At 48.3% G+C, this 9,266-nt stretch carries 7 protein-coding genes; 3 read left to right on the top strand and 4 right to left on the bottom strand.

Features of this window, described 5'->3' with window-relative positions:
• Positions 1-338: 338 nt before the first annotated feature.
• Positions 339-920, top strand: a complete 582-nt coding sequence (locus AAH187_RS15430; RefSeq protein WP_342349362.1) for a lipocalin family protein — start codon at positions 339-341, stop codon at positions 918-920.
• A gap of 449 nt (positions 921-1,369) precedes the next feature.
• Here the strand turns inward: AAH187_RS15430 and AAH187_RS15425 are convergent, their stop codons facing one another.
• Positions 1,370-2,368, bottom strand: a complete 999-nt coding sequence (locus AAH187_RS15425; RefSeq protein ID WP_342349361.1) for an L-histidine N(alpha)-methyltransferase — start codon at positions 2,366-2,368, stop codon at positions 1,370-1,372.
• A gap of 111 nt (positions 2,369-2,479) precedes the next feature.
• Here AAH187_RS15425 and AAH187_RS15420 point away from each other — a divergent pair, with 111 nt between their 5' ends.
• Positions 2,480-3,541 carry an iron-containing redox enzyme family protein gene (locus AAH187_RS15420; protein WP_342349360.1) on the top strand — a complete coding sequence of 354 codons (1,062 nt, stop codon included), beginning with the start codon at positions 2,480-2,482 and terminating at the stop codon, positions 3,539-3,541.
• A 255-nt stretch (positions 3,542-3,796) separates the two neighbouring features.
• On the opposite strand, the gene AAH187_RS15415 is transcribed toward AAH187_RS15420, so the two are convergent.
• The 3 genes from AAH187_RS15415 to AAH187_RS15405 form a co-directional block, all read right to left on the bottom strand.
• Positions 3,797-4,660 carry a M48 family metalloprotease gene (locus AAH187_RS15415; protein ID WP_342349359.1) on the bottom strand — a complete coding sequence of 288 codons (864 nt, stop codon included), beginning with the start codon at positions 4,658-4,660 and terminating at the stop codon, positions 3,797-3,799.
• Between the two features lie 156 nt (positions 4,661-4,816).
• Complete coding sequence (locus tag AAH187_RS15410; protein ID WP_342349358.1) at positions 4,817-5,332, bottom strand: SH3 domain-containing protein; 516 nt, start codon at positions 5,330-5,332, stop codon at positions 4,817-4,819.
• Between the two features lie 81 nt (positions 5,333-5,413).
• Positions 5,414-7,111, bottom strand: a complete 1,698-nt coding sequence (locus AAH187_RS15405; RefSeq protein WP_342349357.1) for a CHASE2 domain-containing protein — start codon at positions 7,109-7,111, stop codon at positions 5,414-5,416.
• 471 nt (positions 7,112-7,582) lie between these two features.
• Here AAH187_RS15405 and AAH187_RS15400 point away from each other — a divergent pair, with 471 nt between their 5' ends.
• A complete protein-coding gene (locus AAH187_RS15400) occupies positions 7,583-8,956 on the top strand; it encodes a TrkH family potassium uptake protein (protein WP_342349356.1) in 1,374 nt (457 codons plus the stop codon).
• Positions 8,957-9,266 lie beyond the last annotated feature (310 nt).

Here is a 9,266-nt window from a genome sequence, read left to right as displayed (position 1 = left end):
AACAACTCATGAACGCACCATGAAGCTTTCTTCATGTACAGCATTACCATGTTGATTTCGTTTTAGGGTTTCTCAGAAAAAGATAAGTCAGGTTTGAGAGGCGTCTCTAATGATTCATCCTCAGAAGTGTGGTCACTCAACTTTCCAGGGTTTGGACCGCAGGCCATGCCAATTTCCCCCACGCCAGGAATGTGGCGTGAAGCACTACCCTGCTTTTCCACACTTCTTTACCACGGGTTGACTGTATCGCGTCAATGGAGTGGGATAAAACGCCCCATCTAAAGATGCACACACCAGGACGGGGTGCTGGGATCGCGGATGAACAGAAAGGTTATATAATGGCTCTCTCTCCTCAAGCAACATTCCGCAGCTTAAACGCTTTCACTTCGGTGGTGTTCGGCCTCATGCTGGCCGCCTGCTCCACAATCGAAACGCCAGGCGAGTTGCCGACGGCTTTGTCGGTGGATCTCTCTCGATATAGCGGACTGTGGCATGAAATTGCCCGACTGCCCATGTGGGCACAACGAAATTGCGTAACATCCACAGCCGAGTACCGGCTACTCGAATCAGGGGAGGTTGGGGTGCGAAACGCATGTGTCACCAACACGGGTGAGGAGATCAGTATTGAGGGCGTGGCCACCGTGGTGGCCCCTGAGGAACATCAGGCAAAGCTGAATGTGGTCTTCGACCAGTGGGCTGCCAAGCTTGTGGCGTTGCTTACCTCATCGGAGCGAGGAAATTATTGGATTCTTCGAGTCGACCCCGACTACCGACTTGCGATCGTCGGTACCCCGGATCGTGATTACCTGTGGATACTGGCACGGACCCCGACGATTGAGGAGGCTACCTATCAGGATGCGGTCAGCTTTAGTCAACGCCTGGGATTTGATACCCAGCGCCTGATCCGTACTCTCCGCTAGCGGGGATTTCGTTTTTGCCTCCCAGCTTGGGCAGGTGTCATTCATGAGCGACTTCAACGAAAAGATAACAACTCTTTATGACACAATCTCCTATGCTGTTTCTCATTTCAGGAAACGAAAAGGCCAATCTTTAGTCCATCCCACCATTTGCCCCCGATATTGAAAGCCGAAAACGGTGAAAAACCCATTTCACCGGATCACTCAGTAGACCTCGGAAGACCAATCATCCCTAATCCGGAAAGCTACACGGGCTATCATCCCCTCTAAGCGGTTCATTGACGAGGGATCGAGGAATGGAGAGGGCCCATTATAAACATTTGCGGCCGCCATCGAGTTGAACGGCTATCGCCTTCTTCCCCTGGACGAAATGAAAATTTTCTCCCCGGTATAAGCTACCCCAACGAAATCACAGGAAAACTCTCTCTCCGGCGAGAGCAAACAAATCCGAACTATTTTTTCACTTCCCAGATTGAATTCACAAAATGTTTGTTGGCATCAAAGAGGTGCGTCACGATCCGGCACCCATTCTTTTCAGCTAACATTTCAATTTCTAATTGCGTGTATTTATAAGAGTGTTCGGTTTGCATCGGTTCCCATGCAGTAAAGTGAAACTCCTTAGCCAGAGCCTCAATGAATACCACCTGCTCACAGGTACTGTAAACAAAGCTTTCGACCGCATGGGACTGTGGATTATATTGTCCCTGCTGGACATACCGTTCTTTCACAAAATTTGCCCCTAGTTTTTGATTGATGACATCAAGGAGATGCAGGTTGAATCTTTCGAAGACTCCTGTTGAATCGTTGTATGCGGCATATAAGGTCTTCGGATGCTTCATGAGATCGAACCCGATCATGATGTAGTCCCCTTCATTCAAGCATTCCGACAAATTCCCCACAAAATTCCCGGCCGAAGGCAACTCGAAATTTCCAATCGTTGAACCTAGAAAAAGCACAAATTTCCGCACGCGGGATTGTTCTCCAATTGCGCGGAGTCCATCAAAATAATCCGCAGCCAGTCCTGTGACCGACATAGACCCTTCTCCAAATCGGGATTCGAGAGAGGATACCAGTGTCTTGATGGCGCCTTCGGAGATATCAATGGGCACATATTCGAACGTCAGTCCGTTCTGAATGAAGTATTGAAGAAGAATTTGAGTTTTCCCCCCATCTCCGGCACCCAGTTCAATCATCCGAAAGGTCTGGTTCCCAAGGATATCGGTAATCGCCTGTTTCTGCTTGTTGAAAATTTCATATTCACATTGAGCAGGATGATAGCCCTCAAGGTGGGTGATCTCGGTAAAGATTTCGCTGCCCCGATCATCGAAGATCAGCCATGAAGGCAGACATTTCGGTTTTCCCGAAAGTCCTCTCAGCACCGTTTGAGCGAACTGGTCATCAGACGACGACGTGGCAGCTCCAGATCGCAAATTGTGAAATTGAAATGACATTGGCCTCTCTCTTCCATGTTGAGGATGTTTAGAGTTTGCTCCGTCTGCTCAAGCTTGCTAGTATGAGTTCGCCCCCCTTTATACATTCTTTTTATTTTTTTATCTTCCCTGATGAGCGTTTCTTTCGTTCGCAACATTTCTGACCTCGAATACTGCCAGGCCCAAGGGGCGCTTACGCATCTCCTTCAGCAGGAGGATCTCGACCAGTATGTCTCTCTCACACCCAAGTGCCTGAAGCCTTTCGAGGATGTGTTGAATCTGGCCTTGGTAGAGGCCTATGAGGACCAGACTCCATCTTCAACGGCACATCTGTTCCTACAACAGATTCTCTACCGAATCAACCGTTTAAAACTGTTCTGGTATGACGACCTGGAGAATTATACGAATGAAGATTCCATATTTCTCCTCTCCATACGGAAAAGGATTGAAAACGCCTGGCAGGACTGGGAAGCCCAGAACATCGATATCCCTCTCTTAAAGGGAATGGACATTGAGGCCACACTTCGAGAACGCGCCGGAGAAGATCTTAACCCTGAACTCTCCCAGGCCGGGATCTTCTATCGCAACGACATGTCACAGGTAGGATACCGTCAATTGTTGGCCATCGCCTCTTTAGATGGCTTGGTGGAAGCGAGTCAATTATCACGGGTGATTGGCGGCGTTGGAAACGAAGTTCAAACCATGCTCACGAAGATTCTTTTTGAGGAGTATGGAGGAGCAAAATTAGAGAGAAAACATACGTCGTTTTTTTCGGCGATGCTGGTCGAACTGGGTATGGACCCCACGCCGGAAGCCTACTTTGACATCGTGCCATGGGAAGTCCTGGCCAACATCAATCACAGCTTTTCCGTTTCTGAACGCAAGAGATATTTCTTACGGTATATTGGCAGCCTTCTCTACTTTGAAATCTCCGTTCCTGCAGCATTCCAACATTATAAAATCGCCGGAGAACGGCTTGGCCTCAGCGAAAATGCGATCGGCTACTGGGATATCCACATCAAGGAGGACCTTCGGCACGGTCAATGGATGTTGAATGAAGTCGCCCTTCCCCTGATCACTCGCTATCCGGATATCGGGTGGGAAATGGTGATGGGCTATGATCAGCAGCGATCTCTCAGCGCTCGCGCCAGCCAGGCTATCGCCAACTCCGTCCAACAAGCCGAAAAAGCCTGATCGTAAGTCCTGGCTGTCAATTCTGCATTTCGCCTAGAACAGTGGCCAATCCTCAACGCCCTCTCTAACGATTGAGAAAGCTCCCTCCCCCATAATCAAAACCGAAGCAACGACAGAATTTAGCATCCCACCTGTTTACGTTTCCGTTCACCAAACGAGTTTACGTCGAATCGTGTACAAAACGTTAGACCTCGCCAATTCAAATGAATGATGGAATCCGATGCGTACCTGAAAAACTGACTCCTTTTAATTTTACTATTTTCCTAATGTATAAAACCGTTCCTTCACGATTTTTCCTTCAGAAAATTTATCAAATGTCTCTCCCATAGCATTACCTAGTTCCGCCAATCGCGTGTCGGGATGGGGATGAGTCTTAAACAATAGGGCGACGCTGCTGTCATTAAGGCCCGCATGACCAATTTCCTGTAACACCATGGGCAGGCCATAGGAGTCATAGCCCGCCCTGGTCGCCAATACGACCCCAATCCTGTCGGCCTGATATTCGGCATCTTTATCCAACCCACGAGCCATTATCTCCGCTCCACTCCCGATCACATTATTCACAGCCTGCTTGGCTTGTTCATTTTTCATTTTGCCGAGTTTTTGGGAAAAGAAGCTGCTTCCCATATCGATCGCCTGGCTTTGTTTAATAATGGTCAGATGATGTTGTTTGACAACATGGCCAATCTCATGTCCCAGGACTCCAGCCAATTCCGCTTCAGAATGAAGTTGTGTATACAAACCCCTCGTCAGAAAAATAAATCCACCCGGCGCAGCAAAGGCGTTGATGTCTTGGGAATCAATCACGCCAAAATACCAATCCAGGTCCGTTCTTCCACTCTGAAGACTGAGCCATTTCCCAACTTGATTGACATACCGTTGCAGGCGTTCATCCTTGACCAGGGGGGCAGCTCCAAGTAATCGTCCGGCAATTTCTTGCCCTATGGCAATTTCCTCTTCAGTGGAAGTCCCTTTGACCAGGTCGGTCAGGTCTGTCAGCGAAGGAGTCTTCTTGCCGGTCTTCTTCTCCGGAGTGCCTTCTTTTGTTTTTCCAGTGGTGGTACCTTCTGACTGCCCCAATTGTTTGAGGGCATCACCCAGATCAAAAGCATAAGTCATGGTTGCCACCCCGGAGAACAGAAATGTCAGAATGAATGCACGCCGAAAGAATTCTTTCAAGCCCGGAATTGCCTGTTGATTGTGAAACCTGGGCGGAACAGGCCGTAAGGATTCAGAGAGTAGACTGTTCTTAATAGTATACTGGTTGGTCATTTTTTAATTCCCGTCTGTCGGCTGAATGAACGGAATTTTTTGTACTGTTAACCCTGCCTGATTAGCAAATTCTTGCGCCTGTTTCTTTGAAGTTCGATAGGTTTTCAATCTCTGCAGTTCATCTTCATTAAACTTGGCCTCTTTTAATTCCTCTTCATTTAATCCACGAACTCCGGTAGCCGCCACAACATTTCCACTGCCGGCTCTCCCGGTGGCCAGACCCAGAAGTCCTGAAGCTTCCGTCGCTGCCGAAACATTTTCACCAGAGGCCCCCCGACGAATATATAACATCCTCACCCAACCGGTATGACCGTTCCGGGATACCTGTAACCATCCACCCTTCCTTTTTAGAATCTCTATGGTGTCGCCTTCCTTTAATGATGTTACTTCGCGAGCATCTTTAAAGGGTTCGCTCATGACTTGGCACGACCGAACGGCTACCCCGGGATCCGAAGCGGTTCCCTCTGCGGGAAAGACCCAAATAAGGGTTATTGCCAGAAAAGCTAAGCAATTTTTCATCAACGTCCTCCTTTTTGCGTTGAATCGGCAAGGCGGTTCCCGGTGCACCACTGCCCGAGGCGTAGGCTTCAGGATAAAGGATCATGATCTAATCACAAGCGGCTGGCCTTTGAGATTCACCATGGCCTTCACCACTAATTGTTGCCAAGCCTCCAGTCTAGATTTCTCATCTCCATAGGTGAGAGGTCCTTGGCACCATCCGAGCTTACATCCTATTCTATCGGTTTCACAGATGCTACGAGCAACTTCTCGAACCAGAGATACCGTCTGTTCGCCGGATTTTTCCACCTCCCATGGCTTCGTTTCCACATGATTTTCCACCCAATAAATAAGAAACATATTCTGAAAAGCTTTTTCAATTCCGGCAGGTTTTCGTGAAAAGGCTTCTATCGTAAACCCGATTTTTTTGCCATAGAGACCGCGTTTCAGCAGGGTCAGGAATCTTGCTTCCGAGATTTCCTCCAAGCTCTCCGGTTGGACCACCACCACCACGGTATATTGCCAACCATCCACCCCCTCTTCCACATTGATCCAGACATATTTCTCCATGATGGTGGCTTCGGCATAGGCATACACCCGCGCGAGAGAAAAATAGATCAACCCTGCCGTGATGGGTGCGGTTAAATCAAGATAATAGGTGGTAAGATTCAAGCTCGCGAAGGTAAAGGCCATCAAACCCACTTGCGAACCCGCAAACACCATATCAATGGCTTTACGTTTTACCCCGGTTAAAAACGCCAACGCGGTGACCCAAATGAGCCCAAGCGCCAAAGCGGTAAAGAGCCAGGGATTTTTCGGTTGGGTGATCCAATCTCCATTCTTGATATTCCCGATCGCGGTGGCCAGAATTTCCACGCCGGGATGAATCTTCTCCATAGGAGTGGGCTTAGTATCGAACAGGGCAGATGCGGTGGATCCGATGATTACAATCTTGTCCTTGAATTCATCCGGAGCCCGTTGCTCGTCTCTCCGCAAGAAATCTTCAAACACTTCACTAAAGCGGACAGACCGGAAGGCCCCAAATTTCCCACGCCAGTTCAAATACACATCTGAATCATCCGGTAGTTTCCATCCCAGGGCTTCCCCCAGCTTTGCGGGAAGGGAGGGCACACGCCATCCATAGTGATCCCGATAGATAGGGTACTGTCGAACAATGCCATCCCGATCAGGATAGACATTGTTGGTGCCCATTCTTCCACTCTCAAGAATGCCTGTGAAGGCGGGCAGAACCAGGGCAATCCCTTTCTCGTCTTGAGGTTCCCCGTGAACGGGTTCTATGCCGGGAATCATGGAAGGGGTCACCTTGCTCAGCTCATCGTTCGTTGACGATAAACGCATCATGGGGAAAAATGTATTTTCCGTATCACTGACGACGTCATTGAAATACGAGTCGGATTCTTTATTGAACACATCCGGATCACTAAATAAAATATCAAACACCACGGCTGAGGGTTGTTGCTCCTGTAGTGTTTCCAGAAATTCGGCAAAGACCTGACGGGGCCACGGCCACCGGCCATATTCTTGAGACATGGCCTCCAAACTGGCTTCATCAATATCGACAATCACAATGTCGGGATCGGCCTTGTGAAACAGCACCCGATTCTTCATGATCGCATCAAAGGTTTTCAGCTTCATTCCCCGAATCAGTTCAAAGGACCCGGCATCCAGTACCACGAGAACGCTACAAAAAATCGCCAGATAAAGATAAAAATGACCTTGGGATTTCGTGACAAAGCGATACCCGATCTGAATGAGTTTTTCGATAGAAAAGTTCTTCATCTTTTGAACAAGACCTTAACCCTGGGTTTGGCCTGAATAGGTTTTATCTCAAGGCACCAACGACTTGGGTTAACAGAAAGCAAAAGAAATCCCGCAGGAGTGATCAGGAGGGTAGGAATTGAAACATTCAAGTAGAAATGGTAGCCAACAACTGAGGAAATGTACAGGGGAAACAGGGGACAGAACTTTTAAGAATTTGTCATTCAATTTTTGGTCCGAAGTATTCTGTATCGATTTCATTCGATTTCACGGCTGACCAAGCATTGCATCTGCGAAGGGGAATCCTCAGCTACTGGCAGAATTTTTCCCTCTTCATCCGATTTCTTTCGTTTTCAATTTGGCGTATAATACTCCAAACCCATCGCGGTCTCGTCCTTTTCTCCGTCAAAACGATTGGCTCGGATTTATTAACGCATTCCTTATCACGTGAAGACTGCCTCCGTCCGCTTTCGTTCGTCTCTGCGAGCCCCTGTGACTCGATATTCTCCCCCATGGTTTCTCCAATTCCAGCGCATCACTCCCGGAAAGATCGTGGTATTGGGGGGAGCGTCCGCTATTGTCCTGGGCACCATTTTTTTACTGCTTCCCTGGGCAACGATTCCTTCCAAACCTTTGTCGATTATTGATGCCCTGTTTACCGCAACGTCGGCCGTTTGCGTCACAGGCCTCATCGTGGCCGATACCGCCACGGACTTGACTGCGTTTGGTCAGACGGTTGTCCTCATGCTTATACAGATCGGCGGGCTTGGTTACGCGACGCTTGTCACGCTGCTGCTTCTGACGATGAGGCGTCAAATAGGATTGAGGAACCGGATGATGATGGCGGAAGCCTTAAGCACTCTCAACTTGCAAGGATTGATTCCTTTTGTGAAGGCCATAGTGATGTGGACCGTATTTCTCGAACTAGTCGGTGCCCTGCTGTTAAGTGTTCGTTTTTTCCAGGATTACACCCTTGACCAGGCCATCTATCATGGAATTTTTCAAGCGATTTCCGCCTTTAATAATGCCGGATTCTCTTCATTTTCTACAAATTTAATCGAATATCGAACCGATCTCATAGTGAATGTCATCGTGGCAATTTTAATTATTTTGGGAGGATTGGGTTTTTTTGTATTGATTGATGTGTCACAATTTTTTCGGGGGGAACGGTATCGCCTTCAGACTCACACAAAACTTGTGCTGGTCGTCACCGGCCTCCTCCTTGTCGGGGGAACCATCGGCCTTCTGTTTCTTGAATGGACTAATCCAAAAACCCTGGGAGATTTACCCGTGTTCGATAAAATCCTGGTGGGAGCCTTTCACGCGGTTTCCGCCAGGACGGCAGGATTCAATACAATTGACTTAAGTCAATTGGGTAATGCTTCCCTCTACCTCATTATCATTCTCATGTTCATCGGTGGCTCACCGGGGGGGACGGCCGGTGGAATCAAGACAACCACGTTCGGGATTATCGGGATGTTTGTATGGACCACCTTACGTCAGCCTGGAGACGTCGAATTTTTTTGGCGCCGGGTGCCCATTACGGTGGTTCACCGGGCTCTGGCCTTAGCCATTCTCTCCATGTTTGTCTTAACGGTGTTGACCCTCGTGTTATCTGTGCTTGAATCCCAGCCTTTTCTAGCACTGATGTTTGAAGTCGCGTCCGCCTTGGGAACAACCGGCTACTCGGTGGGCAATGGAGATGTGTTAAGCCTCTCCGCAAATCTGACGCCTTTTGGCAAACTCGTCATTGTTGTCTGCATGTTCATCGGACGTTTTGGTCCCTTGCTTGTTGGACTCGGATCATTCCAGGAAAAAGGAAAAAAATTGTACCGGCTCCCCGAATCAAAAATTTCTATTTGCTAGCATTGAATTCGTCGCGAGGTTTTCAGGTCACTCCGGAAGCGAACCCCTCCTCCATTCAGATCAAAACGTGAGGTGATCGGTCTAGGCTATCAAAAGATTTCATCATCTTGGAGGAGAACACCCTTTAATTTGAAGCTCTTCTAAGTATCGTTTGGAAGGCACTCAGTGCTGTTTAGCAAAGGCAAGGAGTTGAGGACTGTTATCTACTTTTTCTGAAGCCTACGGGCACAGGAAGCCATTATTTGCATCACAAATGGAAGCCATTGAAAAAAGGAAATTTCCCTGCTCACATTTTTTAAAATTCGCGTAT

This window comes from uncultured Nitrospira sp. (assembly GCA_902500695.1).
Classification (GTDB): domain Bacteria; phylum Nitrospirota; class Nitrospiria; order Nitrospirales; family UBA8639; genus Nitrospira_E.
The sequence above is the reverse complement of the archived record's forward strand: the minus strand, read 5'-3'. Positions and strand labels throughout refer to the sequence as shown.

Bases quoted from the DNA above. Each gene is read 5' to 3' on its own strand.
- AAH187_RS15430 (WP_342349362.1), top strand. From the start codon at position 339: ATGGCTCTCTCTCCTCAAGCAACATTCCGCAGCTTAAACGCTTTCACT.
- AAH187_RS15425 (WP_342349361.1), bottom strand. From the start codon at position 2,368: ATGTCATTTCAATTTCACAATTTGCGATCTGGAGCTGCCACGTCGTCG.
- AAH187_RS15420 (WP_342349360.1), top strand. From the start codon at position 2,480: ATGAGCGTTTCTTTCGTTCGCAACATTTCTGACCTCGAATACTGCCAG.
- AAH187_RS15415 (WP_342349359.1), bottom strand. From the start codon at position 4,660: ATGACTTATGCTTTTGATCTGGGTGATGCCCTCAAACAATTGGGGCAG.
- AAH187_RS15410 (WP_342349358.1), bottom strand. From the start codon at position 5,332: ATGAAAAATTGCTTAGCTTTTCTGGCAATAACCCTTATTTGGGTCTTT.
- AAH187_RS15405 (WP_342349357.1), bottom strand. From the start codon at position 7,111: ATGAAGAACTTTTCTATCGAAAAACTCATTCAGATCGGGTATCGCTTT.